The organism is Streptomyces sp. NPDC039462 (assembly GCF_055639375.1).
The window spans coordinates 359,706-385,527 of sequence record NZ_JBVKAO010000005.1; the positions used below are offsets into that span (position 1 = coordinate 359,706).

Below are 25,822 nucleotides of genomic sequence, written 5' to 3' on the forward strand. Positions count from 1 at the left end.
CGATCAAGCTGCCACGGCGGCGGACCGACAGGGACAATGCCTGTTGTCCGGCGCGCGGTTCGTGCCGCGGGGCGCACACGCTCGTTGAGGATGACGGGCGGTCGGTGCGCCGCTCCGGGCGATGGGGCCGCCCCGGCCGAAGGCCTGGGGGCGGTCGAAGAAGCACTAACCGATGGGCGAGGGGTTACGCATGACCGACACCGGCCAGGTCCCGGGTGAGGGACTGCCGGAGGGCGCAGGCAACGGTGTGCCTTCCGGGCCCGTGCAGGGCATGGAAGCACAGCAGCCGGGCGTTTCCGCTCAGGGCACGCGCCCCTTCGCCGACGCGGCCGACGCGGCTGCCCCCGCCGAGCCCGCCGCCCCCTCCGACTTCTCCGAGCAGCCCGCCGAGGACGACGACCTGCTGCTGCCGGGCGCCCAAGGCGCGTGGAGCGAGGGCCAGGCGGCGGCTCCGGGGCAGACCGGGGCCTTCCACGCCGCCCACGCCGTCCATCAGCCCGGGCCGCACGAGACCGCGGGCCGGGACAGCGGTTCTGTCGACCTGACCGGCGTCCGGATGCCCGGCTCCATGCCCGCCGCGTCCCACCAGGGCCCCGCCCGCCGCCCGCTGCACCACGGCCCGTCGGGCCCGGTCGTGCCGGACGGCTCGGGCAGCCCGGTGCGGTCGCTCGCCGACCGGGGCCCCGCGGGCGCGCCGGCCGCGCAGCAGCACTCCGTGCCGGTACGCCAGGCGGGACCGCCGACCGCCGGCCCCGAGTACCTCGACGTTCCGCGTGACGACGCGGGGTTGCCGGGTCCGCAGCTGGGCGAGATCCAGCCGCAGGGGGCCGCGCCGTGGGCGCCGGAGGGTGTGGGCGCGTATTCCGCACCAGCAGAAACGGTCGTCCCAGAGGCCGCAGCCGCCACAGACGTAACACCGGCACCGGAGTCCCCGGAGGCGGATGTTCCGGCTCCGGAGGCGCCCGAGGCCCCCGAGGTAGCTGAAGCTCCCGTGGCAGCCGAGCCGTCCTTGGCCCCCCAGCCCTCCGCGTTCCCGCAGGCCGCGGATGCCGACGACGGCGCTCCGGGCGAGGCCGCCCCCATGGCGCAGCACGCCGCCGAGCTCGGCCAGGCCCCGGCGGAGGAGCAGCAGTTCCCCGTGGCGCAGCAGCAGTTCCCGGTGGAGGAGCAGCAGTTCCCGGTGGAGGAGCAGCAGTTCCCGGTGGAGGAGCAGCAGTTCCCGGTGGAGGAGCAGCAGTTCCCGGTGGAGGAGCAGCCCGCGTTCGCGCAGGGCGTGCCCGCCGCCGTCGGTCAGCCCGCGTTCGCCGTCGCCTCCGCCCAGCCGTGGGAGAGCGCGCAGGCCCCGCACGCCGAGGAGGCGGCTCAGGCCGGCTTCGCTCCCGAGGCACGGCACGCCGCACCGGAACCGCACAGCCCTGAGCCGCAGCTGCCGCATGCGCCTCAGACGTCCCAGGCGCCGCAGGAGTCCGCGGTGCCGCAGGAGTCCGCTGTGCCCACGAACGCCCCGCTGTCCGGCCCGGGTGACTTCGGCGGCGCCCAAGAGCCCGCCCCCATCGGCCAGTTCGTGCCGGTGGAAGGCACGGTTCCGACCACGCCGCACCTGGCTCCGACGCCGCCGCACTCCCTGGTCGTCCCCCAGGAGGACCAGGCCGCCGAGACCCGCCCTGTCCAGGAGGACGCCGCTCCGGAGTTCCCTGCGGACTCGGCCGACGGCGCCCCCGCCCCCGTACCGTCCCCGGAGTTCACGGAAGCCGCGGCACCCGAGGCCGTGACCGCCGAGCCCTCGGCCGCCGTGGAACAGCCAGCGCACGAAGAGGCGACAGGCCCCGCTGAGCCGGCAGCCCCCGAGGAACCGGCAGCCGCCGAAGCGAGACCCGAGGCGGCGCAGCAGCCCGTCATCACGGTGCCGGGCCCGCGCGACGGCGCCCAGCCCACGGCGGCACCCGCACCCGCCGCCGAGCCGACCGGCGCGCCGGAAGCGGCCGTTCAGCAGAGCCCTGCGCCGGAAGCAGCGGCCGCCCAGCACGGCGCTGCGCCGGAAGCGGCCGTTCAGCAGAGCGACGAGACCCCGGCCGACGAGGCGTCGGCGGAGCCTGTGCACACCCCCCAGGTCCCGCCCGTCCCCACTGTGCCCCGTATTGTCTCCTCTGCGGCGGCTCCGACCGAGTTCCCGGCCGCCCCCGAGACGGCCGACCCGGCCGACGAGTTGGACGAGGCCGACGAAGTCATCTCGTTCGAACCGATCGAAGCGAACGAAGTGACCGAAGTGGCCGAAGCACCCGAGATGGCCGAAGCGCCTGAAGCACCCGCCCCCGCGCCCGAGACGGCCGAGGCCCCCGAGGCACTCGCGCCCGTCGCCGCGCAGGAGGCCCCCGAAGCGGCCGAAGCACCCGCCGTCGCGGATCCCGCCATGGCGATGGCGGAGGCCCCGGAGCCCCTGATCGCGGCGGAGCCGGGCGCCGACCCGGCCGAGCCCGTGATGTCGCCCGGCACCGCCGCTCCCGGCTACGCCGACGCCGAGCGCGAGGCCGTCCTGCGCGTCATGCGCGAGCGCCGCGACATCCGCAACGGCTTCCGTTCGGACCCGATCCCGCACGAGGTGCTGCTGCGCGTCCTTGAGGCGGCCCACACGGCGCCCTCCGTGGGCCACTCCCAGCCCTGGGACTTCGTCGTCATCAAGTCCGCAGAGACCCGGCGGAGCATGCACGAACTGGCCATGCGCCAGCGCGACGCGTACGCCAAGTCCCTCCCCAAGGGCCGCGCGAAGCAGTTCAAGGAACTGAAGATCGAGGCCATCCTCGACACCCCGGTGAACATCGTCGTCACCGCCGACCCCACCCGCGGCGGCCGCCACACCCTCGGCCGGCACACCCAGCCGCAGATGGCCCCGTACTCCTCGGCGCTCGCCGTCGAGAACCTCTGGCTCGCCGCCCGCGCCGAAGGCCTCGGTGTCGGCTGGGTCAGCTTCTTCGACGAGCGCGAGATGGTCCGCGCGCTGGGCCTGCCGGAGCACCTCGAGGTCGTCGCGTACCTCTGTGTCGGATACGTCGACGAGTTCCCGGACGAGCCCGAGCTGATGCAGGCGGGCTGGTCCAAGCGCCGCCCGCTGTCCTGGGTCGTCCACGAGGAGACGTACGGCCGACGCGCGCTGCCCGGCGAGGACCCGCACGACCTGCTCGCCGAGACCGTGGCCAACATCCGCCCGCTGGACGCCAAGGCGCTCGGCGAGGCGTGGGAACGCCAGAAGCGGATGACCAAGCCGCCGGGCGCGCTCGGCATGCTGGAGATCATCTCCGCCCAGCTCTCGGGCCTGTCCCGGATGTGCCCGCCGCCGATCCCGGAGCCCGCGGCCGTCGCGATCTTCGCGGGCGACCACGGCGTGCACGCCCAGGGCGTCACCGCCTGGCCCCAGGAGGTGACCGCGCAGATGGTCGCCAACTTCCTCGGCGGCGGCGCGGTCTGCAACGCCTTCGCCAACCAGGTGGGCGCCGAGGTCTGCGTCATCGACGTGGGCGTGGCGAGCGAACTGCCCGCCACCCCCGGCCTGCTGCCCCGCAAGGTCCGCCCGGGCACGGCCGACATGACGACCGGGCCCGCCCTGACCCGCGAAGAGGTCAAGGCGGCCATCGAGGTCGGCATCGAGACGGCCCGCGACCTGGTGGCCGCGGGCAACAAGGCGCTCCTCACCGGCGAGATGGGCATCGCGAACACGACCGCGTCCGCGGCCCTGATCTCCGTCTACACCGAGGTCGACCCCGCCGAGGTCACCGGCCGCGGCACGGGCATCAACGACGAGATGCACAGCCGCAAGGTCGAGGTCGTCCGCCGTGCCCTGGACCTCCACCAGCCCGACCCGGCGGACCCGATCGGCGTCCTCGCGGCGATCGGCGGCCTGGAGCACGCGGCCATGGTGGGCCTCCTCCTCGGCGGCGCGTCCCTGCGTACGCCGGTCATCCTGGACGGCGTCAGCGCGGGCGCCGCGGCCCTGGTCGCCCGCGCCATCGCCCCCGAGGTCCTCGCGGCCTGCATCGCGGGCCACCGCAGCGCGGAGCCCGGCCACGTGGCGGCCCTGAACAAGCTGGGCCTGCGCCCCCTGGTCGACCTGGACCTCCGCCTCGGCGAGGGCACGGGCGCGCTCCTGGCGCTGCCGGTCGTCCAGAGCGCGGCCCGCGCGATGCACGAGGTGGCCACGTTCGACTCGGCGGGCGTCACCGAGAAGTAGCCGACCGCCGCGAAGTAACCGCCGAGAAGGAGACGCCGAGGGGCGAAGCCCCCGTTTTCGGTACCGGGGCGGGGCTGGGGGAGACCTCCGGCCCCGCCCCAGCCATACTGAACCCGCACGTCAAGCAGCCGCTCCAGCGCAGCAGCGGTAGCGCACCACGAAGACTCCGCCCGCACGAGGAGCCCCAGAGCCATGGCCGAAAACCCCGCCTACCCCGTAGGTCTCCGCCTCGCGGGACGCCGCGTCGTCGTCCTCGGCGGCGGCCAGGTGGCCCAGCGCCGCCTCCCGGCGCTGATCAAGGCAGGCGCCGACATCCTCCTCGTCTCCCCCTCGGCGACGCCGTCCGTGGAGGCCATGGCGGACGCGGGCGAGATCACCTGGACCAGGCGCCGTTACGAGGACGGCGACCTCCAGGATGCCTGGTACGCCCTCATCGCCACCAGTGACGACGAGGCGAACACCCGCGCCTCCGCCGAGGCCGAGCGGCACCGCGTCTGGTGCGTGCGCTCCGACGACGCCGAGGCGGCCACGGCCTGGACCCCGGCCACGGGCCGCTCCGAGGGCGTCACCGTCGCGGTCCTCTCCAGCGACATCCACGACCGCGACCCGCGCCGCACCGCCGCCATCCGCGACGCCGTCGTCGAGGGCCTGCGCGACGGCAGCCTCGTCGCCCCGCACCTGCGCACCAGGACCCCCGGCGTGGCCCTGGTCGGCGGCGGCCCCGGCGACCCCGACCTGATCACCGTGCGCGGCCGGCGCCTGCTCGCCGCCGCGGACGTCGTCATCGCCGACCGTCTCGGCCCCCGCGACCTCCTCGACGAGCTGCCGCCGCACGTCGAGGTCATCGACGCCGCGAAGATCCCGTACGGCCGCTTCATGGCCCAGGAGGCGATCAACAACGCCCTGATCGAGCACGCCAAGCAGGGCAAGGCCGTCGTCCGCCTCAAGGGCGGCGACCCCTACGTCTACGGCCGCGGCATGGAGGAGCTCCAGGCGCTCGCCGAAGCGGGCATCACCTGCACCGTCGTCCCCGGCATCTCCAGCTCGATCTCCGTCCCCTCGGCCGCCGGCATCCCCGTCACCCACCGCGGCGTCGCCCACGAATTCACGGTGGTCAGCGGCCACGTCGCCCCGGACGACGCGCGCTCCCTGGTCGACTGGCAGTCCCTGGCCAAGCTCCGCGGCACCCTGGTGATCCTCATGGGCGTCGACAAGATCGGGAAGATCGCGGAGGCCCTGATCGCCCACGGCAAGGCCGCCGACACCCCGCTCGCCCTGATCCAGGAGGGCACGACCGCCGCCCAGCGCCGCGTCGACGCGACGCTCGGCACCGTCGCCGAGGCGGTCCGCACCCACGAGGTGAAGCCCCCCGCGGTCATCGTCATCGGCGAGGTCGTGAAGGTCGGCCCCGAGCCCCTCGCGTAACGCGACCCGCCCACCCGCACGTAACCAGCGGTAACGGAACCTGTCCGGAGCCGTTGGCACCACACCCAGGACAAGGCAGTATCACCCTGTGGCTGATCTCATCACCGTCGACGACCCCGACGACCCGCGCCTGCGCGACTACACAGGCCTGACCGACGTCGAGCTGCGCCGCAAGCGCGAACCGGCCGAGGGCCTGTTCATCGCGGAGGGCGAGAAGGTCATCAGACGGGCCAAGGACGCCGGCTACGAGATGCGCTCGATGCTGCTCTCGGCCAAGTGGGTCGACGTCATGCGCGACGTCATCGACGAACTCCCCGCGCCGGTGTACGCGGTCAGCCCCGACCTCGCCGAGCGGGTCACCGGCTACCACGTGCATCGCGGCGCCCTCGCCTCCATGCAGCGCAAGCCGCTGCCCACCGCCGACGAGATCCTCGCGACCACCCGCCGCGTGGTCGTCATGGAAGCGGTCAACGATCACACGAACATCGGCGCGATCTTCCGGTCCGCGGCGGCGCTGGGCATGGACGCCGTCCTGCTCTCCCCGGACTGCGCGGACCCGCTCTACCGACGCTCCGTCAAGGTCTCGATGGGCGCTGTCTTCTCGGTCCCGTACGCCCGCCTGGAGTCCTGGCCCAAGGGCCTGGAAGGCGTGCGCGAGGCGGGCTTCAACCTGCTGGCCCTCACCCCGGACGAGAAGGCCAAGTCCCTCGACGAGGCGGCCCCGCACCGCATGGACCGCGTCGCACTGATGCTCGGCGCGGAGGGCGAGGGGCTCTCCACCCAGGCGCTGGTCGCCGCCGACGAATGGGTGCGCATCCCGATGGCCCACGGCGTGGACTCGCTCAACGTGGGCGCGGCGGCGGCGGTCGCGTTCTACGCGGTGGCGACAGGCCGCCCGGAGCTCTGAGAGGCCGGGCGCCCTCAGCCGCGGACGCCGCCCTGCGGATGGTGCGCCCGCTCCTGCGACTGCGTCTGCTCCTGCGTCTGTGACTGCTGCTGGCGTACGCCGGTGTCGCCGAGGCTCCGGGCGGGCCCCTGGCACCCCTGGGCCGCCGCGATGCCGAGTGCGACCAGCAGCGTCACGACGACGAACACGGTGAGCCGCTGCCGCAGCAGCCGCGGATTGGCGGGCATGCGACGGCCCGTCCCCGTGGTGCGCGGTCCCTGGCGCCCCGTGCCGCTGCGCGGGGCGGGCCGGCCGCCGGAGCGGGTGGTGTTGCGGGGCCCGGCGGGCCGGGAGCCGGACCGCGGCGCGGCAGGGCGGGACGAGCCGGTCCGGGCCGGCCCCGACCGCGGCGGGGGAGTGGCGCCCGGGGCGGGCCGCCGCTGGGTGCGCTCGTCCAGATAACTCTCCGCGAGCCTGCCCGTCGGCCGGTCGTGGTCCTGGCGGGGCGCGGGCGGCCGCGCCTCGCCGATGCCCTGGGCCTCGCGGGCGGCGATCTCCTTCAGCCGCAGCGACAGTTGGAGCGTGCTGGGCCGCTCCTCCGGGTCCTTGGCGAGGCAGGCCCTGATGAGCGGCGCGAGCGCGTCGGGCACGCCGTGCAGCTGCGCCTCCTCGTGCACCACGCGGTAGAGCATGACCTCGGAACTGCCGTGGCCGAACGGCGAGTCCGCCATGCCCGCGTACGCGAGCGTGGCGCCGAGCGCGAAGACGTCGGTGGCGGGGGTGACGGCCGCGCCGCGCACCTGCTCGGGAGCGAGGAAGCCGGGGGAGCCCACGGCGGTACCGACATGCGTCAGCGTCGAGGCGCCGGTGGCCCACGCGATCCCGAAGTCGATGATCCGCGGTCCCTTGGGGGACAACAAAATATTGGACGGCTTGAGATCCCGATGCACGACACCGGCTTCGTGCACGGCGACAAGCCCCTCGGCCAGCGCCGAACCGACCACCGCCACATCGGCCGCGGAGAGCGGCCCCTCGGCGGCGACCTTGTCGTGCAGCGAGGGCCCGGGAACGTACTGCGTGGCGAACCACGGCCGGTCCGCGTCGAGGTCGGCGGCGACGAGCCGGGCCGTGCACCCGCCCCTGATCCGCCGGGCGGCCGAGACCTCCCGCGCGAACCGCGACCTGAATTCCTGATCCTCCGCCAGGTCGGGCCGGATCACCTTCAGGGCGACACGCTGCCCCCGCCGGTCCGACCCCAGATAGACGACCCCCATGCCGCCGGCGCCCAGGCGCCTGTGCAGCCTGAACGAGCCGACGACACGCGGGTCCTCGCGCCGGAGCCGCATCATCGCCATGTCCATCCCCGCTACCCGGTCCGTCTGACGAGCCACAGCTTACGTTTCCGCGGCCGGGCACGTGCAGAGGCCGCGCCCTCGCGGGGCGATCGATTGTCAGTGCCGGGTGGGAAACTTGAAGAGTGGTCAGGGGACGGGGGACGGGCGGCCGTTGCCGCCGACCCGTGCCCCAACCAACCATCACTGAAGGGGGATTGATCCCGTGAAGGGTGATCGTGTGGAGATAGTCGTGGACGCCGGTGACACGACTCGGACGTACGAAGTGGTGGCGAGCAGGGCCGGTCGGCGGGTGGAGACGGCGGTCCGCAGGGGAGTGGTCGAAGTGAGCGAAGTCACCCGTAGCGGGTCTGTGGTGCGTACGGCGCGTTTCATGGCGACCCGGGTCCTGGCCCTGGTGGAGCAGCCCGTCCCCAGGGAGGACGCCTCCGAGGTCACGGCGCGTCCCCTCCGGGAAGACCCTGAGTCCTAGGACCTGTCGTAGGACCCTTTCTCCACCCACGGGAGTACGCGCCCCTCGACCGCTCATCCTCCGGGAGGCCCGGCAATCGGTACGAGGGCATGACGCCCGGGACGCCCCGCGCGCCTAAATTTGAGGTCAAGCGGCGGGTGTAGCACTCGTCCCCCGAGGTCAGACACTCGCCGCTGCACATCCACATCGAAGCGGTCAGGAGAGGAATCATGGCGGACACGGCACCGCGGACCATGATCCGCACGCAAGGGCGCAGGTTCTCCGCGTTCGGCGTCCGCCCGTCCGGCACGCGCCACCCCCTGGTGGCGACGGCCATGGTCCTCCCCCTGGCAGCCCTGCTCGTGGTCGTCTTCGGCGGCTGGGAGGCAGTGGTCACACAAGCGTCGTCCGTAGGCGTGATGCTGGGGCGCTGAGCGGCGCCCCGGGCCCGGAAGAGCGGTCCGGGCGGGGACATCCGGCCTTGAAACCCCGTGGGGACGGGGGTGCGGCGGACGGCAGAATGCCCGCGCAGCTGGGGAGCTGCGCGGGCATTGCCATACCCGCCCCCGGCCGCCTCTCCTGCCCACCCGCCACGCAGGTGCCCGCCATGCAGGCGGTGGCGCAGGGAATGTGCGCCACCGGCACGCGGCCGGGCGGGTCGCCCGCATGGACTGGGACGATCGGAACCCGGCCTCCGGCTCCGGGGACCAGGCGCGCGGACTGCGTGCCAGGCCTGTCCGGCCCGGGGCTGCGCGGGTGCCACGGCTTCGGCTGGCTGCGCGGTAGCCCCGGCCAGGGTGCACGGCGGTGCCCCAGGCCCCGGCTTCGGTTGCGTGGGTGGCCATCGAGCCCGTGTGCGTAGCGGTCCTGCCCCGGGCCTGGGCTGCGTAGCGGTCCGGTCCCAGGCCTCGTCTGCACGGCGGCACCCCAGTCCCGGCTCCGCGATGCTCTCCCTGCCCCGGCTGCGTAGGCCGCCTGGGGCCCCGCTGCGTAGGGGCTCCCCCTTCCCCGGGTCCCGCTGCCTGGGCGGTGCCCGTCGAGGCGCATGTGTAGTTCTTCACCGCGCTGTCCCCGGGGGGAACGGACCCGTGCAGACCCCCGCCTGCCGCGCGGGCGTGATTTCCGGCCCCGGCCGCCTGGGCATTGCCCCCGGGCTGGCTGCGCGGGGTGCTTCCGACTCCGGCTTCGGATGTGTGGGTGGTCCCCGGCCCGGGGGAGGCCCGAGCACCCCGACCCCGCCCGCTCACACCGTGCCGTCAAGGCGCGTGGCTGGTCGTACGCTTCGGCGACAGCACTTCGACGTACGGAAGCATGTGACCACCGCGATTCTCACCGCTCTGACCGCCAAGGCCCGGGCCGCCGTCCACGCCCGTTCCGGTGAGCCCTGCGTCTGCGGGGACCGGAACGGGGGCGGGGTGCTCGCCGATCGGGCCGATGCCACCGTCGTCCGGCACGGCGAGCTCGTTGCGAAGGCCCACGCTCCCGGCACGGAGGCGGGAGAGCTGGCGGTACGCCTCGGGGTGGCCGCACGGCTGCCGGGGGTGCTGTTGGCGCCTCTGCGAGCCGTCGCGGACGGGCTCCACGGGCGTCTCGTGACGTTCTGGCCCCACGGCACCCCGGTCGACCGCGACGACCCCGACGCCGCCCCCTGGGAGGCCGCCGCCACCCTCCTCGCCCGCCTGCACGCCACCCCTGCGGCCGCGCTGCCGCGCCCGCTCCCGCCGATGCGTGGCCCCGTCAAGGCGGCACGGGCCGTCGAGCGGCTCCGCGCCACGGGCCCGCACCCCGCGGCGCCCCCCGTCCTGCGGGCGTGGGCGGGGCTGCCGCCCTGGGCCCGCGCCGAAGCCCCCGCACCTGGACCCACGTACTTGTGCCACGGCGACTTCCACCTGGGTCAGCTCGTGCGCACGGTAGGAGGGCAGTGGCTGCTCATCGACGTGGACGATCTCGGCGGCGGCGACCCCGCCTGGGACCTGGCGCGGCCCGCCGCCTGGTACGCGTGCGGCCTGCTCGCTCCGGAGGAGTGGGCGCGGTTCCTCGACGCCTATCGGAGGGCCGGGGGCCCTGCGGTCCCCGGGGACGGCTCCGACCCCTGGCCCGTCCTGGACGTCCCGGCCCGCGCCCTGACCGTGCAGACCGCCGCCCTGGCGATCGCCAAGTCGGTGGCCGCCGGACGCCCCCTGGACGAGGTGGAACAGGCCCTGGTCGACGCCTGCGGCCGGATGGCCGGAGTGGCCGCTCGCCCGACCTAGTTGGCCCCGGACACGACGAAGTAGGGTGCAACACACCGAAGCCGGGCAGTCTTCCGGCTAAGCAGTCACCACCGGCGAGGAGTTGAGCCGTCCACATGCAGTGCCCCAAGTGCCATGCACCGATGCACACGTACAACCGCAATGGCGTCCAGATCGAGCAGTGCAACAACTGCCGCGGGATATTCCTCGACTACGGCGAGCTCGAGTCGCTGACCCGTCTGGAGGCGCAGTGGGGCGGCCAGCAGGTTCCTCCGCCGCCCGCGCCGCCCGCCGCCCCCCAGGCCTACCCCGCGGCCCCGGCTCCGGCCTGGGGCGCCCCGCACGTCGCTCACGGCGGCCACCACGGCCACGGCGACCACTACGGCCACAAGCGTCACAAGAGCTTCGGGCACATGCTCTTCTCGTCCTGAACGAACGACAGCTTGATCTGAACAGCTTGACCTGAACGACGAAGCCCCCGGTCGTGGAGACGACCGGGGGCTTCTGTGTGGTGCGCGATACTGGGATTGAACCAGTGACCTCTTCCGTGTCAGGGAAGCGCTCTCCCGCTGAGCTAATCGCGCAGGTCAACCTGCGTTTGTTGCGTACTGCGTGCGCGATACTGGGATTGAACCAGTGACCTCTTCCGTGTCAGGGAAGCGCTCTCCCGCTGAGCTAATCGCGCGGGATTCGGTCCGAGGACCAGGATCAGAAGATCCAAGTGGACGATACTGGGATTGAACCAGTGACCTCTTCCGTGTCAGGGAAGCGCTCTCCCGCTGAGCTAATCGTCCTTGGAGGTGGAGACGGGATTTGAACCCGTGTAGACGGCTTTGCAGGCCGTTGCCTCGCCTCTCGGCCACTCCACCAGGAGTGCGGGGGTTCGGGAAGATCCCCCACTTTCCTGCGAGCGGACGACCAGGTTCGAACTGGCGACCTCAACCTTGGCAAGGTTGCGCTCTACCAACTGAGCTACGTCCGCTTGTCTTTCCCGGTCCGCTTGCGCGTCCCGGCGACGTGTTGAACTCTAGCGGATTCCTGGGCCAGTACAAAAACGCGTTTGCGCAGCGTGCTGCGCTGTCCCTGGTCCGAGGCACGCCCGGCGCGCCGGTCATAGACTCACAGCCGTGCACAACCCCCCTCTGACGTCCTCCTCCACGCTCCCTCCCATGGCCCGCTTCGGCGGTCTCGTGGCCACCGGTCTGCGCGACGTGACCAGCGACCCCGCGGCCCTGGACTCCACCGGCTTCTGGGCGGTGTCCGCGGACTTCGAGGGGGGCATGGTCTGCGCCCGCTTCGACGACGTACGCGCGGAGGCCGTGCCCGCCCCCGTCCCGGGGAAGTGGCACGGCCCGGCCGCCGACGACTGGACGTCGTCCCTGGACCGCGCCGCGTACACGGACGGCGTGCGCCGCGTACGCGCGTACATAGCCGCCGGCGAGGTCTACCAGGCCAATCTCTGCCGCGTCCTGTCCGCGCCCGTCCCCGCCGACGCCGACGTGGACGCCCTCACCTCTCTCCTCGCGCGCGGGAACCCCGCCCCGTACGCCGGAACGATCCGCCTGCCCGAACACGGCGTGGAGGTGGCCACCGCCTCCCCCGAGCTCTTCCTGCGCCGCCGGGGCCGCTTCGTGGAGTCGGGCCCCATCAAGGGCACCGGCCGGACCGAGGCGGACCTCTTGGAGAAGGACTACGCCGAGAACGTCATGATCGTGGACCTCGTCCGCAACGACCTCGGGCGCGTCTGCGCGACCGGCTCGGTCACCGTCCCCGACCTCTGCGTCGTCGAGAAGCACCCCGGACTCGTCCACCTCGTCTCCACCGTCGGCGGCGAGCTGCGCCCCGGCGCGGGCTGGCCGGAGCTGTTCGGCGCCGCGTTCCCGCCCGGCTCCGTCACCGGCGCCCCGAAGTCCAGCGCCCTGCGGATCATCGACGAGCTGGAGACCGCGCCCCGCGGCCCGTACTGCGGCGGCATCGGCTGGGTCGACGCCGACCGCGGCACCGGCGAGCTCGCCGTCGGCATCCGCACCTTCTGGATCGACCGGGCCGAGGGCGTCCTGCGCTTCGGCACCGGGGCGGGCATCACCTGGGGTTCGGACCCCGAGGGGGAGTGGCGGGAGACCGAGCTGAAGGCCGCGCGGCTGCTGGCGGTAGCGTCGGGGGCGTACGAAGCGAGCGGAGGGACCACAACGTGAAGATCTGGCTCAACGGCGGGCTGCAGGACCTCGACGACGCCCGCGTCTCCGTCCTCGACCACGGTCTGACGGTCGGCGACGGCATCTTCGAGACGGTGAAGTCGGTCGAGGGCCGCCCCTTCGCCCTGACCCGGCACCTCGCCCGGCTCGCGATGTCGGCGCGCGGCCTCGGGCTGCCCGAGCCGGACCTCGACGAGGTGCGCCGCGCCTGCGCCGCCGTCCTGGACGCCAACCCCCTCCCGCTCGGCCGGCTGCGGATCACCTACACCGGGGGCCTCTCGCCGCTCGGCTCGGACCGCGGCGACCAGGGCACCACCCTCGTCGTGGCCCTCGGCGAGGCCGCGCGGCGGCCCGACACCACCGCGGTGGTCACGGTGCCGTGGACCCGTAACGAACGCGGCGCGCTGACCGGCCTGAAGACCACCTCGTACGCGGAGAACGTCGTGGCCCTGGCCCGCGCGCGCGAGCAGGGCGCTTCGGAGGCACTGTTCGCGAACACCGTCGGACAGCTCTGCGAGGGCACCGGATCCAACGTCTTCGTTGTCCTCGACGGCGAGATCCACACCCCGCCGGTCGCCTCCGGGTGCCTCGCGGGCATCACGCGCGAGCTGGCCGTCGAGTGGACGGGCGCGCACGAGACCGACCTGCCCCTGGACGTCCTGGACCGCGCCGACGAGGTCTTCCTGACGTCGACGCTGCGCGACGTGCAGGCCGTGCACCGCGTCGACGCACGGCAACTCCCCGTGGCACCGGGCCCGGTGACCACCAAGGCGATGCGGGTCTTCGACGAGCGGGCCGCGGACGACCTGGATCCGTAAGTCCCGGGAATCCCCGGTGACGGTGCGGGCCCGCGGCGGGTAGAACCTGAGGGATGACCACGACCCTGCGGCCGACCGGGCCGCTTCAGCAGAGCGCCGACGGCGGCAAGGCGCGCACGTACGACGTCTGTGTGAACAGCCGTCCCGTGGGCTCGATAGCCCTCGCCACGCACGAGGTCTTCGGCCCCCGCGTCTGCCGGGTCGGCGACCTGCGCATCGCGGAGCCGGACCGCGGCCGCGGGCGAGGCACCGTGGCGGCGCTGGCCGCCGAGGAGGTGGCGCGCGGCTGGGGCTGCACGCGCATCGAGGCCACCGTCCCCGCCGACGCAACGGCGGCCCTGCGGCTCGGCACGGCTCTCGGGTACGTCGAGCGGAACCGCGTGCTGCGCAAGCCGCTGCCCGCCGACGCGCTCGCCCTGCCCGACGGCGTCGAGTGGCGGCCGATGGCCGAGGACGAGTACGAACCGTGGCTGGCGCACGAGGAGGACGGTTACGTCCAGGACTGGACGGAGCGCGGTGTGCCCGAGGCGGAGGCGCGTGCCAAGGCGCGCGCCGACCACGCGCGCCTGCTCCCGCAGGGCCTCGCGACGGCCGACTCCTGGGTGAGCGTCCTGACCCACCACGGTGTGCGGGTGGGCACACTGTGGGTCGCCCTGGAGGGCGAGGACATCTTCGTCTACAAGGTCGAGGTGGCCGAGGCGCACCGCGGGCGAGGCCACGGCCGTTCCCTCATGCTCGTCGCGGAGACGCAGGGCCGTGCGGCCGGCCGGGACCACATCGGCCTCAACGTCTTCGCCGGCAACACCCCGGCCCTGCGCCTGTACGAGTCGATGGGCTACGAACCGGTCTCGTACTACCTCTACAAGCCGCTGATCTAGGCGTCGTCCGCCGCGAGGAGACGGTCGGCGACCGCCTCGACGCGCTCGCGCAGGCCCTCCTGGCTCTTGCCGCCGTCCAGGCGCTCGCCGCCGATGACGTACGTCGGCGTGCCGGTGACGCCGATCGCCTTGCCCTCGGCCTGGTCGGCGTCGACGATCAGGATGTGCCGTCCGTCGATCAGCGCGGTGTCGAACTCCTCGGCGTCGAGGCCGAGTTCGCGGGCGGTGTCCACCAGGTACTTCTCGCCCTCGCGGTCGAGGTTCTCGACCCCGCCGAGCACCGCCTCGACGTACGGCCACCCCTTGCCCTGCTCGAAGGCCTCCTCGGCGGCCTGGGCGGCGGCGAAGGAGTGCTTGTGTTTCTCGAGGGGGAAGTGCCTCAGGCGCAGCTCGACGCGGTCGCCGTAGCGGGCGCGCAGGGCGCGCACGTCGTCGAGGGCGGTACGGCAGTCGGGGCACTGCAGCTCGCACCAGACGTCGACGACGACGGGGCGGGCGGGGTGGTCGGGAGGGGAGTCGTTCATACGCACAGTCTTCCAGCCCGAGGACGCGCCACCCAACCGGGACGGGCCGCGCCGACCGGCACCTGGGGAGGAGGCCGGACCCCGAGATGACCCGGATATGTCCCTGAGGTCCGACCGGGACATGGCTACGCGGCGCCCGTCCGGTGCAGGATGGAAGGGACGACAGCGTCTTTTCCGACGTACGCCTGCATGCCTGGAGGACCGGATGATTGCCGAGACCGTCTGTTCCGCCGTATCCGCGGCCGGGCTCGGCATCGCCGCGGTCACGGCCTACCGCAAGCGCTTCCTCTCCGCGGCCCGGCTCGCCGCGTACTCACTGGTTCCCATCGGCCTGGTGATGACGGGCGTCGTCGGCTGGGCCGCCGACACGGCGTTCAGCCTCAAGGCCTGGATCGGCTTCGGCGTGCTCGGCGTGGCCTGGCTCATGTTCCTGGGCACGCGCGCGGTGGAGCGCCGCACGGGCGGCACCCGCAAGGAGCGCAAGGCGGCGAAGGCCGCGCGGCGGGAGGCGGTGGCGCCCGCCGCGTCGGCGCCCTCGCTCGGCGCGAGCGCCCGTCCCGCCGCGGGCCGGCCCGCGGCCAAGCCGCAGCAGGCCGCACCCGCGGAGGACTTCAGCGACATCGAGGCGATCCTGAAGAAGCACGGCATCTGACGGCAGCCGGTGGCGTGCGGCGTCAGCGGCCCAGCCGGACCTCCGCCAGCACGTTGACGCCGTCGACCCAGTCGACGGAGGCGTTCGCGCACCGCACGGCCCGTCCGCGCGCGGGGAAGGCCGGGTCGGGCAGGGCGAGCCCGATGCGGTGCGGGCCGCGCGCGCCTGCGGGCAGTGGGAGCTCCGCGCGCACGGTGGAGGGCGCCGGAGCCGCGTGGTCGTCGTCGGTCTCCGCACGCCCCTGCGGCCGCCAGTCGCGCCAGTCCGCACCCTTGTCGGCCGAGGCCACGGTCCGCCCCGCCGCGTCCAGCAGGACCAGCCGTGCGGGACGCGGGTGCTTGGGCGGCGCGAAGCCGCGGTTGACGACGTCGACCTCCACGGGGAGCCGCCCGCGCCGCCGGGCCGCCCCGAGGTCGTAGCGCGCCTCCCGCACCTCCAGCCGGTACCCCAGGTGGTCACGGAGGTACTCGAACTGGCTGCGGTCCACGGCACGCCCCCTGCGGTCCTCGAAGTAGCCGTCCGACACCGGAAGCCGAGCCTCCATGACCTGCTTCCTGGTGAGCCGCGCGGCCTTCCACTCCGGGATGGTGACCGTGGCGTTGTGCACGAGCGAGAGGGTGTCGAAGCGGAGCGTCTGCAGCCGCCGCGCTGCTGCGAGCCCCGGGATGACGGTGCTCCACGCGTAGGGATCGGAGCTCTGCCCCTTGTCCCACGGCATCTCGCCGTCCATCATCCGCGTCCGCGAGGCGTCGAGGTAGGTGGGCCAGCCGGGGTTGGCGGGCACGTAGTAGTCCCAGAGGCCCTCGCCCAGCGTCACATAGTCGTTGTGGAAGCCGACGCGGTCGAGGATCGCCCTGTTGGTGATCATGTCGCGCTTCTCCGCGTACCGGACCTGGGTGTGCAGGCCCGGCGGCAGCGCCTCGACGAGCGTCGTCATGATGGCGGTGACGGCGTCGGGGTACGTCTCGTGCCGGTAGTGGCTGCCGTGCCACTCGCCCCAGGTGCCGAGGAAACCCGCCTGCCAGACCGCGACGACGTCGCTGTTGCGCGCGACCAGCGGTGCCAGCTGCCCGATGTGCCGCTGGACGTCCCGCACGGTGTAGCGCCGGTTCTCCCGCACCCCGTCGTCGTACACGAAGCGCAGGACCGCCGCGTACCCCTTGGCGCGCAGCCCCCGGAAGACGCTCTCGATGTTGTCGAGCGCGCTCCGCGGGATCGTCGAGGTCGCGAAGTCCCAGAGGTAGAAGTAGAGCTGGGTGAGGTTCGCGCCGGGCCCGTACTCGCGTTCCAGGAGGTCGAGGGTCTTCGCGGCGTCGGGGGAGTGGTCCTGCTCGTTCGGCCAGGGGCTCGTCAGGTCGCGGGCGTTGTACGACATCTCGTAGCGGAAGCCGCGACGCGGGTTCGGCAGCGGGGCGCGACCGTCCGGGGCGTCGGGGCGGATGCCGCGGTGCGGGACGCGGTGCCAGGGGCCGGTGCGGCCGATGTGGCCGATGTGGCCGGTGGTGGCCGACGCGGTGCCGAGCGGCGCCGCCGCGGCTCCCGCTGTGCCGAGTGCCGCTGTGCCGAGTGCCGCCGTGCCGAGCGCGGTCGTCAACAGCCGTCGGCGTTCCATGGACATGAGCGGCTCCCTCGTTCGAGTGCGGACGGTGCCGCCGAGTCTCGCTAGGGGAGGCGCCCGTGAGCCATGGACGGAACGCGCTGGGCACTGGACTTTCGCCTGTTCACGGGATCCGGCTGACTGCCGCCGCGACTGGGCGTGTTGGTAGGCGACGACCCGGCCGCTGCGTCATCATCACCGCGAGATGCTGGACACCACCACAGAGGGCGATGCCGCCCCGCCGGACGACGGCGGACAGCCGGACGACGGCAGACGAGCGGCCCCGGCCCATGAGCGACGACCTGCCGCCACCGAGCGGCGCGCCACCGACGGCGAAGCGGAGCGGCCCACCGGCGACGAGGAGCGGCAGGGCTGTCTCTTCGCCCTCTCGCAGCCACCCTTGATGATCTTCCTGGCGGTGATCAGCACCCTGATCCTGGTGGCCTCGCTGCACGACCTGCTGCTGCTCTAGCCCGCGGCCTCCTTGCGGCGGGCGCGGTACGCGGCGACGTGCAGCCGGTTGCCGCAGGTGCGGCTGTCGCAGTAGCGGCGCGAGCGGTTGCGGGAGAGGTCGACGAAGGCGTGCCGGCAGTCCGGGGCCTCGCAACGCCGCAGCCGTTCCTGCTCCCCGGCGACGAGGAAGAAGGACAGTGCCATTCCGCAGTCGGCCGCCAGGTGGTCCGCGACGGAGGCGCCGGGCGCGAAGTAGTGGATGTGCCAGTCGTACCCGTCGTGGTCGGTGAGCCGGGGCGTGGTGCCCGCCGACGCGATCAGTTCGTTGAGGATCACGGACGCGGCCTGCGGTTCGGGGTTGGCGAAGACCTCCCCGAAGCGGGCGCGGATGCGGTGGACGTCGGCGAGGTCGCCTTCGGAGAGCGTGCCGACATCGCTGACGTCGTGGCTTCGTACGAATTCACCGAGCGCCGCCAGATTCGCGAGCCCGTCTGTGCCGTTCGTCTCCGGTGCGGTGTTCACCAGATCGACCACGGCGTCGAGGGAACACCGGGTGTCGTGGGTGATCAGCACGATTCGCTCCCTGGCCTGGGGGTCGGGCCGATGCCCGCCGATGCTGGCCGATGCTAGCGGCTTCGTCACCGGACGCACCGGCGCCGTCGCCGCGGGAGGTCCGCGGCGACGGCGCCGGTGTCTGCGTCTGTTCGCCTTGTGTCGTCGTGCCGTGACTGCTTGCGCCGTCGCCCCGAGTCGGACGGCGTGGTGGTTCTCGACGCGCCCTTGTGGCGCTAGCTCTCGGCCAGGATGTGAGAGAGCTCCGTGTCGAGATCGAAGTGGCGGTGTTCCGTGCCGGGTGGCACGGCTGCGTCCGTTCGCTTCAGGAAGGACTCCAGGGCCCGCGCCGGGGCCTCGAGCAGAGCCTCGCCCTCCGGGGAACTCAGGGCGATGCAGACGACGCCCTGACCGTGGCTCCGGGACGGCCAGACTCGGACGTCGCCGGTACCGGTGGGCCGGTGCAGGCCCTCGGCGAGGAGGTCGCGGGCGAACACCCACTCGACGGTTTCCTCGGCTCCGGTGTGGAAGGTGGCGTGCACGGCATAGGGATCGGCCGTGTCATACCGCAGTCCTGCGGGTACAGGCAGTGAGGACTCGCTCGACACAACGAGGCGCAGGTGCAGCTCGCAGCTGACCGTGGTGTTCATAAGCGCCAGGGCCTTTCGCTCAGTGTGCGCTCGGGGATTCGCACGTCGGCGAAATCGACATGCCACCTACGGTGCCGTTGTAAACCCCTCTGAGGGCTTTGCGTGTCTTTAGGTGCCTCGTATGGCGGGTTGTCCCGTCTCTTCGTGCGCCCATTCCGGTGACGGGTTTCCGTCCGGTAAGGTTTGGCCGCATGAATACGGGGAGTAACGAGCCGGCGGGGGTCACGGATCCCGTCGCCGGAGACAGGCCCGACCAGCCGCTCGGCTCGCGGGCGCCGGGGTTCGTCCAGGCCCGCAGGGCCCTTCACCTGAGCTGGCAGGTCGGCGTCTTCATCGTCGGTCTCGCGGTCGTCGTCGCGGGCATCATCATGCTGCCCCTGCCGGGGCCGGGCTGGCTGGTGATCTTCGGCGGCATGGCGATCTGGGCCACCGAGTTCGTCTGGGCCCAGCTGGTGCTGCGCTGGACGAAGCGCAAGGTCACCGAGGCCGCACAGCGCGCACTCGACCCGAAGGTCCGCCGCAGGAACATCATCCTGACGACGATCGGGCTCGTGATCGTCGCGGTGCTCGTCGGTGTCTACGTGTGGAAGTTCGGCATCACGATGCCGTGGGAGATCAAGGAGTGACCCCCGGGTGACTCCGGGGCGGTCCGGAGCACCCGCTGACATGCGGTAATGTTCTCCGTGCGCCCGGGGCGATTAGCTCAGTGGGAGAGCGCTTCGTTCACACCGAAGAGGTCACTGGTTCGAACCCAGTATCGCCCACCCCGGATTACGGCCCGGAGGCTTTTGAGCCTCCGGGCCGTTCTCGTATTCCCGTGTTTTTCAACAGAATTGACGGGTCGACATATGGGCTCATTGACTCCGCATGTCGTGGCGGCGACCGGAATCAGCGCATTCGGTCCAGCGCATTCCGCAACCGCCGCACGTCCCGCAGCCGTTGTTCGTACGTCGCGCCGACGACGAGCAGCAGCAGACCCGCGAGCGCGGGCGGCAGCCAGCGGGGCAGGACCCCCACGGCCTGCACGATGTACGGGGCCAGTTCGTGCAGCGCGTCCAGGGCGAGGACCGTGCCGCCCAGGACCAGCGGGGAGCGCAGCCGGTGGTGGGCGCCCAGCAGCGTCAGGGCGAGTGCCGCGGTGCCGAGCAGTAGCGGACGCTGCCAGTACGGATCGGCCCAGGCGGCGGCGAGGCTCGGCAGCAGCGTCGTCGCGAGGCCGGGGCCGTACGCCGTCCAGGAAGAGGTCTCGGGGTCGCGGCGGCGCCGCAGCAGACCGAGGAGCAGCGCGGGGATCGTCACCGGCAGGGTGTACGCCTCCGGGGCCGACACCTCCCACGAGGCGAGGCGGACCCAGCTCGCCAGGACGAACAGCGCCCCGGCCGCGTACCCGACGGGCCTGCGGTCGGGACGCAGCGCGGTGCCGGACGCGATGAGTCCGCCGAGCGCGAGGGCGAGCGCCAGCGTGGGCGCGGTGCCCGCGGCGAGCAGGACGGCGACGGCTCCGGACCCGGCCGCCGTGATCTCGACAGGTGGTGTCAGGGGATGCCGGCCGAGACGCGCCGCCGCGAGTGCGGCAAGGGCCGGGACCGTGAGGGTGAGCAGCCCGATGTGTTCCGGACGCAGCCCCCACGCGGCGCCTACGGCACAGACCAGCGCGGTGGCGTGGGCGAGGACGGCACACCCGGCGAGCACGGCCGTACCCGGCGCGGACGCCCCGCCCCGCGCCATGCGCACGCAGACGGCGAGATGGAGCGCCGTGAGCACGCCCAGCGTGGTGAGGGTGGCCGTACTCGTGGCCAACGAGAGGAACGCGACGCTCACCGAGGACACGAGCGCCAGGACGGAGGCGGTCAGGGCGGGGGTGATGGGTGTGGTGGGGGTGGCGGAGGTAGGTGCCGCGACAGGTGTGGTGGGCGTGCCGGAAGCGGTGAAGGTGGCGGACGTGGCCGCAGCGGTGGGCGTAGCCGACGCAGTGGACGTGGCAGTCGTGAGCGGTACTGCGGACGTGCTCCAGGTCGCGGCGGCGAGCAGCGCGGCGGTCACCACAACCTGCGCCGAGACCCCCACCTCGTACGGAAGCCGAAGCGCGGCCGGCAGCGCGATCGCCGCCGCCCAGACGAGTACCGGCGCACCGTACCGGGCCGCACGCCGGGCCGTCCCGCCCAGCGGGCCGCTCGCCGCGACCAGCACCGCGGCGACGGTCGCGAGCACGAGCGGGGCCAGGAGCGGGTGAGGGAGCGGCAGTTCGAGCAGCAGGGCGTCCCGGGCGTCCGAGGTCGCGCCCGACCAGACCCGGGTCGCCCAGCCGAGCGGCCCGAGCAGCGCGATCCCGGCGACCGGCAGTGCCCACAGCACCGCGCAGCCCTGCACCACGCCCGACGCCGCGACGATCCCGCGCCGCAGCGGCCGGGGCACCGCGGGGCGGGCGGCCCCCAACAGCGCGATGCCGCACGCCAGATAGGCCGGCACCGTCCACGCGGCGGGCAGCACGGTGCGCAGCACGCCGCCGGACGCGGCCACCACGAGCAGCCCGGCGAAGGCCGCCGCGCCGGTCGTCACCTCGCGGCTCTTCGCCCACCACGCGGCTGCCAGCGCGATCAGGGCGGCGAACAGCAGCAGCATGCCCGCGCGTGCCGCCTCCGCCGGGTCCGTGGCCCGCACGGAAAGCCAGCCGGCACCCGCCGCACCCCACAGGCCCAGCACGCAGGCACCGGCCGCGGCGACGACCCGTACGGAACGGACGCCCGCCCACAGCGCGAGCCCGGTGTCGAAGGCCGCCGTCACGAGCAGCGCGGCCGTCATCGCGTGCTCACCGGCGTGCGCGGCGCCCGCCCACAGCACCAGGGGCAGTTGGGCCGTCGCGACCGCCGTCGGCAGCGGCGAGCGCAACCCGCCGAGCAGCAGCCCGTACCCCGCCCACAGCGTGGCGAGGACCGCGGAGGTCCCCGCCGCGTAACCGAGGGCACCCGTGTCGGAGAGGGACAGATAGCGCAGCGCGTACGCGTCCAGGACGGTCAGCGCGAGCCCGAGACCCGCCACCGCCTCCGCCGTCGAACGCAGCGCACGGCGCAGCAGGAGCGCGGGCGCGGCGAGCGCCGCCAGCGTCACGGCGCCGAGGACCGCACTGCGGCCGCCGATGCCCAAGTGGCCCCAGCTCACCACCGTGAAGGCGATCGCCGCGACGGTCAGGAGCACCCCGCCCAGCGTGAGCAGGACGTTCTGCGCGCTCGGCGGCGCGGCTCCGGGGGCGGGCGGTCCTGCCGGGCGAGGGGGCGGCCAGGCCGGGCCGGCCGCGCGCAGGGCGCCGAGCAGCCAGGCTCTGCGCTGCAGCAACAGCGTCCTGCGCGCCTCCAGTTGGCGCAGCTCCCAGTCGAGGAGGCGGAGCTCCTCGGCAGGGGGCGGAATGTTCGTCATGCCTCGGAGTGTGGTCCGCGCCACCTCGTGCGGCATGGGTGTGGATACTCAGGGACGTACTCAGATCGGGCCCGCGACCAGGCAGACTCGGACCATGGACTGGTGCCACTACCGATTCCGCAGCGTCTGGGACATCCCCGGCGCACCCGCCGACGCCTTCGCCGAGCTGCAGCGCGCCGAGGACTATCCGCTGTGGTGGCCGCAGGTGCGCGAGGTGAAACCCATCGACGACCGCAGCGGCGTCATCCGCTTCCGGTCCTTCCTCCCGTACGACCTCGTCGTCACCGCGGAGGAGCGGCGCCGCGACCCCGCGGCCGGAGTCCTGGAGATCGGCATGACCGGGGACCTGGACGGCTGGGCGCGCTGGACCCTCACGGCCACACCCGCGGGAACGCGGGCCCGCTACGACCAGGAGGTCGACGTGCGCAGCCCCCTGATGCGGCGCTTCGCCGTCCCCGGACGCCCGCTGTTCCTGCTCAACCACGCCGTGATGATGCGTGCGGGGCGGCGCGGCCTCGCGGCCCGGCTGGCAGCGGTTTGAAGGAAGGGCGCCCGGACCTGTATTGTTCAGTGCGTTCCCGGGCGATTAGCTCAGTGGGAGAGCGCTTCGTTCACACCGAAGAGGTCACTGGTTCGAACCCAGTATCGCCCACCCGGAGAATGCCGGTCCGTCAGCAGACGGACCGGTTTTTTCTTGCCCGGCGCCAAGAGCCCGCCGGTCTCCCGTCCGAGGTGGCGTGCGTCAGGCGGCCGCCCGGAGTTCGGGACGCAGCGGCCACGCCGGGTCCACGGCCTCCGGTGTGCCGCTCTTCGCGAACCACGCCTGCAGACCGCGCGCCTGCGCCGCGTGCCAGACGGCCTGCAGCGTGTGCAGCTCGGCCGGCGACAGCCGCTCAAGGCGCGCCGCGAAACGGCGCCCCACCGCGCGTACGACATCCATCGCCGCCTGCGCGTCCGCCGCCGCGTCATGGGCCTCGGCCAGCTCCACCTCGTAGTGCGCGCACAGGTCGGTGAGCGTGCGGCGGCCCTTGCGGTACCGGTCGAGCTGCTTGTCCAGGACCCGGGGGTCGATCACGCACAGCGACGAACCCTCCATGTAGCGGCTCAGCGACGAGGCGCGGTGCCTGCGCAACTCCCGGTCCAGGATGGTCAGATCGAACGGCGCGTTCATCACCACGATCGGCCGGCCCGCCGCGCCCTGCTCGGCCAGATCCCGCGCGATTTCCTCCATCACCGGCGCCGGCCAGCGGCCGGTGCGCTGCAGGTGTTCCTCCGTCAGTCCGTGCACCGCGGTGGCGGACTCGGGCACGGGTACGCCCGGATTCACCAGCCAGCGGGTGATGCGCGGTCGGGTTCCCGCGCCCTGCTGGACGACGACGGCGGCCGACACGATCCGGTCGGTCTCGACGTCGACGCCCGTGGTCTCCGTGTCGAATGCGGCCAAGGGGCCTTCGTACCAGCACGTCATGGTGACGCAACTCCTCGTCCTCTCCCGGCAGATGACGTTCGGTCCCCTGCCCACGACGGTGATACCCGGGCCGTTTGCGCTGTACGCGGCCCGGAGACAACAGAGGTACGGGGCTTTGGAATTGACCGCCCGAGCGGACAACTACCGGGTTCGGAAGGCTTGTTGACCATGGCGCTCGCGCAGCCCGAACAGGGTGGGCTGCTGCCCGAGCGGATCGCACCGCCGCGCGGCACACTCGCCACCACCGCCTGTATGGAGACGCTCCAGGTGGGCTATCTGCACGCCGTCGCGGCGGCCGCGGGTTGCTCGCTCTCCCAGCCGTTCCCGGACAACGGCATCGACTGGCACGTCAGCCACAGCGCGCCCGGACACACGGTCGACGACGAGGTGACCATCAAGGTCCAGCTGAAGTGCACGTACCAGCTGCCGCCCCAGCAGGCCGGTGCCGCCTTCTCCTTCACGCTCGACAACGCACACCTGGAGAAGCTCGCCCGCACCCCGGTCTCGGTCCACAAGATCCTCGTCGTGATGCTCGTGCCCCGCTCGCAGGACGACTGGCTGCGCGCCGGTCACGACCGGCTCGACCTGCGGCACTGCTGCTACTGGACCAACCTCGCCGGGCACCCCGTGACCGGCCGGCGCAGGACCACCGTGCGCGTCCCGACCTCGCGGATCTTCGACGACCGGGCCCTCTGCGAGATCATGACGCGCGTCGGGACGGGAGGACGACCCTGATGCACCGCCCCTTCGACCACGACGAGCCCCTGCCTCCCGGCCGCCCGCACCCCGCCCCGGCCGCGGCTCGGTGGGCGCAGCCGCCCGAACCCTCCTCGGTCGACCCCGCCGTCCTCGCCGCACTCCTCGCCCGGCACGGCTGGCAGCGGCGCGGCGGAGCCCCCGGCCGCTATGCCCGGTGGACCCCGCCGGGCCCCGGCGGCGCCGGCACCAGCCTCCTCGTGCCGGAGAGCCGCGCCTTCCCCGACTGCGAGGACCTGATCGGCGAGGCGCTCGACGGGCTGGCCCGCAGCGGCTCGCCCGCCGCCCGCGACGTCCTCGTCGGGCTCGCCGTGCCCAGCGACGAGATCCACTGGTGGCGCGACGAACCGGTGGGGCCCGCAGGCACCGCGACCTGGCCGGCGGAGGAACAGCTGCGCTCCGCCGCGCGACGGATGCTGCTCGCCGGGGCGCTCGCCGCCCGCGCCCGCGCCGGGTACCACGGCGCGCGCCACCGCGGGCCCGCCGCCGCGTCCCTGGAGAACGTCCTGGTGGGCCCGGCGACGGGCGGGCGCAGGCTCACCGCCTTCGTCCCCGTCATGACCGGGCGGCCCCTCGCGGTCCGGCTGCACCAGGCCCTGTACGCGGCCCGGGAAGCCGTCGACTACCAGCGCGCGACCGGCGGCATGGACGCCTTCGACGGGGCGGTCGAGGCGGGCGTCAGCCACGAGCTGACCGAGGCGCTCGTCGCGCTCGTGCGCGGCACGGAAGGGGCGCGCGTCGCGGTGGAGTGGGCGCCGGGTGCCGGGGTGCCCGAGGGCTGCACGGCAGGTGCCGGGCCCGTCGAGTTCTCGCCCGGTGACCTGGCGGCGCTGCGCGCGGCGGGCGCCCGGTACCTGCGTGCCGAGCCGTCGGTGCCGGTGCGGATCACCGGGACCGTGGTGCGGATGCGGCGGGCGGCGCCGAGCGGGGACGGCACGGTGCGGATCCGGGTGATCGCGGGGGCCGAGGTCCCGCACGTGCGGATGACCCTGGACGAGGAGGCGTACCGCATCGCGGGCCACGCGCACCTGGTCGGGCTGCCGATCCGGGTGCACGGGCGGCTCGAGAGCCGGGGCGGCTTCCGCAGGCTCACCGGGGCGACCGGGGTGGTGCCCGTGCAGGTGGACGACGCGGAGCGGGACCGGCTCATGAAGTCGCTCCAGGAGAACCTCGACTTCTTCGAGGAGGCGTGCGGCACGGACTGAGGCGTGCGGCACGGACTCAAGGGGCGCCGGGAGAAGGGGTGCGGAGAGATCCGTTTCGCGGCGGGGGCCCGTGGCTCGGTACGATCCCTCTTG

23 protein-coding genes and 7 tRNA genes are annotated in these 25,822 nt (G+C 73.4%); 18 read left to right on the top strand and 12 right to left on the bottom strand.

Annotation, left to right across the window (positions count from 1 at the left end; translation table 11 throughout):
• Positions 1-190: 190 nt before the first annotated feature.
• From cobT to ACZ7LU_RS27405, 3 genes are all read left to right on the top strand, one after another.
• Positions 191-4,222: a nicotinate-nucleotide--dimethylbenzimidazole phosphoribosyltransferase gene (gene cobT, locus ACZ7LU_RS27395; protein ID WP_471918282.1), complete on the top strand. Its 4,032-nt coding sequence runs from the start codon at positions 191-193 to the stop codon at positions 4,220-4,222.
• A gap of 192 nt (positions 4,223-4,414) precedes the next feature.
• The gene (gene cobA, locus ACZ7LU_RS27400; protein WP_471918283.1) at positions 4,415-5,647 is read left to right on the top strand and encodes a uroporphyrinogen-III C-methyltransferase; all 1,233 of its coding nucleotides are present in this window, start codon (positions 4,415-4,417) and stop codon (positions 5,645-5,647) included.
• An 88-nt stretch (positions 5,648-5,735) separates the two neighbouring features.
• Positions 5,736-6,554, top strand: a complete 819-nt coding sequence (locus ACZ7LU_RS27405) for a TrmH family RNA methyltransferase (protein ID WP_398310954.1) — start codon at positions 5,736-5,738, stop codon at positions 6,552-6,554.
• 14 nt (positions 6,555-6,568) lie between these two features.
• Here the strand turns inward: ACZ7LU_RS27405 and ACZ7LU_RS27410 are convergent, their stop codons facing one another.
• The gene (locus ACZ7LU_RS27410; RefSeq protein ID WP_471918368.1) at positions 6,569-7,894 is read right to left on the bottom strand and encodes a serine/threonine-protein kinase; all 1,326 of its coding nucleotides are present in this window, start codon (positions 7,892-7,894) and stop codon (positions 6,569-6,571) included.
• Positions 7,895-8,090: 196 nt separating this feature from the next.
• Between ACZ7LU_RS27410 and ACZ7LU_RS27415 the strand changes: the two genes are divergently transcribed.
• The 4 genes from ACZ7LU_RS27415 (at position 8,091) to ACZ7LU_RS27430 (ending at position 10,998) form a co-directional block, all read left to right on the top strand.
• The gene (locus ACZ7LU_RS27415; RefSeq protein WP_398310951.1) at positions 8,091-8,357 is read left to right on the top strand and encodes a hypothetical protein; all 267 of its coding nucleotides are present in this window, start codon (positions 8,091-8,093) and stop codon (positions 8,355-8,357) included.
• 209 nt (positions 8,358-8,566) lie between these two features.
• The gene (locus ACZ7LU_RS27420) at positions 8,567-8,770 is read left to right on the top strand and encodes a hypothetical protein (protein WP_055569527.1); all 204 of its coding nucleotides are present in this window, start codon (positions 8,567-8,569) and stop codon (positions 8,768-8,770) included.
• Between the two features lie 879 nt (positions 8,771-9,649).
• Positions 9,650-10,588 (top strand): aminoglycoside phosphotransferase family protein, encoded by a 939-nt coding sequence (locus ACZ7LU_RS27425; protein ID WP_471918284.1) that lies wholly within the window; start codon positions 9,650-9,652, stop codon positions 10,586-10,588.
• Between the two features lie 95 nt (positions 10,589-10,683).
• A complete protein-coding gene (locus ACZ7LU_RS27430) occupies positions 10,684-10,998 on the top strand; it encodes a TFIIB-type zinc ribbon-containing protein (RefSeq protein ID WP_398310945.1) in 315 nt (104 codons plus the stop codon).
• Between the two features lie 78 nt (positions 10,999-11,076).
• Here the strand turns inward: ACZ7LU_RS27430 and ACZ7LU_RS27435 are convergent.
• From ACZ7LU_RS27435 to ACZ7LU_RS27455, 5 genes are all read right to left on the bottom strand, one after another.
• Positions 11,077-11,151 (bottom strand) — tRNA-Val (locus ACZ7LU_RS27435).
• A gap of 29 nt (positions 11,152-11,180) precedes the next feature.
• Positions 11,181-11,252, bottom strand: a tRNA-Val gene (locus tag ACZ7LU_RS27440).
• A gap of 37 nt (positions 11,253-11,289) precedes the next feature.
• Positions 11,290-11,361 (bottom strand) — tRNA-Val (locus ACZ7LU_RS27445).
• A gap of 1 nt (position 11,362) precedes the next feature.
• Positions 11,363-11,436, bottom strand: a tRNA-Cys gene (locus tag ACZ7LU_RS27450).
• A 40-nt stretch (positions 11,437-11,476) separates the two neighbouring features.
• Positions 11,477-11,549, bottom strand: a tRNA-Gly gene (locus tag ACZ7LU_RS27455).
• 187 nt (positions 11,550-11,736) lie between these two features.
• Between ACZ7LU_RS27455 and ACZ7LU_RS27460 the strand changes: the two genes are divergently transcribed.
• From ACZ7LU_RS27460 to ACZ7LU_RS27470, 3 genes are read left to right on the top strand one after another with little or no spacing between them, the layout of a single operon-like run.
• Complete coding sequence (locus ACZ7LU_RS27460) at positions 11,737-12,762, top strand: chorismate-binding protein (RefSeq protein ID WP_468316465.1); 1,026 nt, start codon at positions 11,737-11,739, stop codon at positions 12,760-12,762.
• Positions 12,759-13,580 (top strand): aminotransferase class IV, encoded by an 822-nt coding sequence (locus ACZ7LU_RS27465; protein ID WP_471918285.1) that lies wholly within the window; start codon positions 12,759-12,761, stop codon positions 13,578-13,580. The genes ACZ7LU_RS27460 and ACZ7LU_RS27465 overlap by 4 nt, the downstream gene beginning before the upstream one ends.
• A gap of 53 nt (positions 13,581-13,633) precedes the next feature.
• A complete protein-coding gene (locus tag ACZ7LU_RS27470) occupies positions 13,634-14,458 on the top strand; it encodes a GNAT family N-acetyltransferase (protein ID WP_471918286.1) in 825 nt (274 codons plus the stop codon).
• On the opposite strand, the gene ACZ7LU_RS27475 is transcribed toward ACZ7LU_RS27470, so the two are convergent.
• Positions 14,455-14,982, bottom strand: coding sequence for a DsbA family protein (locus tag ACZ7LU_RS27475; protein WP_471918287.1), 528 nt, complete (start codon positions 14,980-14,982; stop codon positions 14,455-14,457). The genes ACZ7LU_RS27470 and ACZ7LU_RS27475 overlap by 4 nt on opposite strands.
• A 205-nt stretch (positions 14,983-15,187) precedes the next feature.
• Here ACZ7LU_RS27475 and ACZ7LU_RS27480 point away from each other — a divergent pair, with 205 nt between their 5' ends.
• Positions 15,188-15,634 carry a hypothetical protein gene (locus tag ACZ7LU_RS27480; protein ID WP_398310933.1) on the top strand — a complete coding sequence of 149 codons (447 nt, stop codon included), beginning with the start codon at positions 15,188-15,190 and terminating at the stop codon, positions 15,632-15,634.
• A 22-nt stretch (positions 15,635-15,656) separates the two neighbouring features.
• Here the strand turns inward: ACZ7LU_RS27480 and ACZ7LU_RS27485 are convergent, their stop codons facing one another.
• Entirely contained in the window at positions 15,657-17,252 is a 1,596-nt protein-coding gene (locus tag ACZ7LU_RS27485) for a DUF4874 domain-containing protein (RefSeq protein WP_471918288.1), read from the bottom strand.
• Between the two features lie 184 nt (positions 17,253-17,436).
• Here ACZ7LU_RS27485 and ACZ7LU_RS27490 point away from each other — a divergent pair, with 184 nt between their 5' ends.
• Positions 17,437-17,703, top strand: a complete 267-nt coding sequence (locus ACZ7LU_RS27490; RefSeq protein WP_398311298.1) for a hypothetical protein — start codon at positions 17,437-17,439, stop codon at positions 17,701-17,703.
• Here the strand turns inward: ACZ7LU_RS27490 and ACZ7LU_RS27495 are convergent.
• Together ACZ7LU_RS27495 and ACZ7LU_RS27500 are read right to left on the bottom strand one after the other, a co-directional pair.
• A complete protein-coding gene (locus ACZ7LU_RS27495; protein ID WP_468561421.1) occupies positions 17,700-18,257 on the bottom strand; it encodes a CGNR zinc finger domain-containing protein in 558 nt (185 codons plus the stop codon). The two genes, ACZ7LU_RS27490 and ACZ7LU_RS27495, sit on opposite strands and share 4 nt — an antisense overlap.
• 215 nt (positions 18,258-18,472) lie before the next feature.
• Positions 18,473-18,886, bottom strand: a complete 414-nt coding sequence (locus tag ACZ7LU_RS27500; RefSeq protein ID WP_003959770.1) for an SsgA family sporulation/cell division regulator — start codon at positions 18,884-18,886, stop codon at positions 18,473-18,475.
• A gap of 191 nt (positions 18,887-19,077) precedes the next feature.
• Here ACZ7LU_RS27500 and ACZ7LU_RS27505 point away from each other — a divergent pair, with 191 nt between their 5' ends.
• Both ACZ7LU_RS27505 and ACZ7LU_RS27510 read left to right on the top strand, forming a co-directional pair.
• On the top strand, positions 19,078-19,512 hold the full coding sequence (locus tag ACZ7LU_RS27505) for a TIGR02611 family protein (RefSeq protein WP_468092463.1): 435 nt from the start codon (positions 19,078-19,080) through the stop codon (positions 19,510-19,512).
• A gap of 66 nt (positions 19,513-19,578) precedes the next feature.
• Positions 19,579-19,650, top strand: a tRNA-Val gene (locus tag ACZ7LU_RS27510).
• A 124-nt stretch (positions 19,651-19,774) separates the two neighbouring features.
• Here the strand turns inward: ACZ7LU_RS27510 and ACZ7LU_RS27515 are convergent.
• The gene (locus ACZ7LU_RS27515) at positions 19,775-22,300 is read right to left on the bottom strand and encodes an SCO7613 C-terminal domain-containing membrane protein (protein WP_471918289.1); all 2,526 of its coding nucleotides are present in this window, start codon (positions 22,298-22,300) and stop codon (positions 19,775-19,777) included.
• Positions 22,301-22,394: 94 nt separating this feature from the next.
• On the opposite strand from ACZ7LU_RS27515, the gene ACZ7LU_RS27520 reads away from it, so the two are divergent.
• Both ACZ7LU_RS27520 and ACZ7LU_RS27525 read left to right on the top strand, forming a co-directional pair.
• On the top strand, positions 22,395-22,841 hold the full coding sequence (locus ACZ7LU_RS27520) for an SRPBCC family protein (protein ID WP_398310918.1): 447 nt from the start codon (positions 22,395-22,397) through the stop codon (positions 22,839-22,841).
• Positions 22,842-22,880: 39 nt separating this feature from the next.
• Positions 22,881-22,952: transfer RNA gene (locus tag ACZ7LU_RS27525), tRNA-Val, on the top strand.
• Positions 22,953-23,042: 90 nt separating this feature from the next.
• Here the strand turns inward: ACZ7LU_RS27525 and ACZ7LU_RS27530 are convergent.
• Positions 23,043-23,768 carry a 3'-5' exonuclease gene (locus tag ACZ7LU_RS27530; RefSeq protein WP_398310915.1) on the bottom strand — a complete coding sequence of 242 codons (726 nt, stop codon included), beginning with the start codon at positions 23,766-23,768 and terminating at the stop codon, positions 23,043-23,045.
• A gap of 168 nt (positions 23,769-23,936) precedes the next feature.
• On the opposite strand from ACZ7LU_RS27530, the gene ACZ7LU_RS27535 reads away from it, so the two are divergent.
• Both ACZ7LU_RS27535 and ACZ7LU_RS27540 read left to right on the top strand, forming a co-directional pair.
• Positions 23,937-24,503 carry a DUF4365 domain-containing protein gene (locus ACZ7LU_RS27535; protein WP_398310912.1) on the top strand — a complete coding sequence of 189 codons (567 nt, stop codon included), beginning with the start codon at positions 23,937-23,939 and terminating at the stop codon, positions 24,501-24,503.
• Positions 24,500-25,729, top strand: coding sequence for a hypothetical protein (locus tag ACZ7LU_RS27540; protein WP_471918369.1), 1,230 nt, complete (start codon positions 24,500-24,502; stop codon positions 25,727-25,729). The genes ACZ7LU_RS27535 and ACZ7LU_RS27540 overlap by 4 nt, the downstream gene beginning before the upstream one ends.
• Positions 25,730-25,822 lie beyond the last annotated feature (93 nt).